This window comes from Streptomyces sp. 13-12-16, assembly GCF_002114215.1.
GTDB lineage: Bacteria > Actinomycetota > Actinomycetes > Streptomycetales > Streptomycetaceae > Streptomyces.
In genome coordinates this window covers 1-358 of sequence record NZ_NCTE01001351.1, presented here as the reverse complement: position 1 = coordinate 358, position 358 = coordinate 1, and the positions used below count along the sequence as shown (strand labels likewise).

The window sequence follows — 358 nt, the reverse complement described above, 5'->3', positions numbered from 1 at the left end:
CCACCGCCCGCCGCTACATCGGCGACCGCCTCGGCCGCGTCGCCACCCCGCACCGCATCCTCGACCCCGCGGCCGGCCCGCTGATCGGCGTCAAGCTGAACATCCTCACCCGCAAGACCCTCGGCGGCATCCAGACCGACCTCGACTCCCGCGCGCTGGGCGCCGACGGGCGGCCCGTCGAGGGCCTGTACGCGGCCGGCGAGGTGGCGGGTTTCGGCGGCGGCGGTGTCCACGGCTACAACGCCCTGGAGGGCACCTTCCTCGGCGGCTGCCTCTTCTCGGGCCGCGCGGCGGGGCGCGCGGCGGCCGCGCAGACCGCCTGAGCGCTCCGCCGGAAGCACGGTGACGCGCCGTCGGC

Annotated in this window: 1 protein-coding gene; it reads left to right on the top strand. The window is 77.7% G+C overall.

Annotated features, from left to right (window positions below):
* The coding region (locus tag B7767_RS40765) for an FAD-binding protein (protein ID WP_143652946.1) at positions 1–323 on the top strand (323 nt) is incomplete at its 5' end.
* Positions 324–358 lie beyond the last annotated feature (35 nt).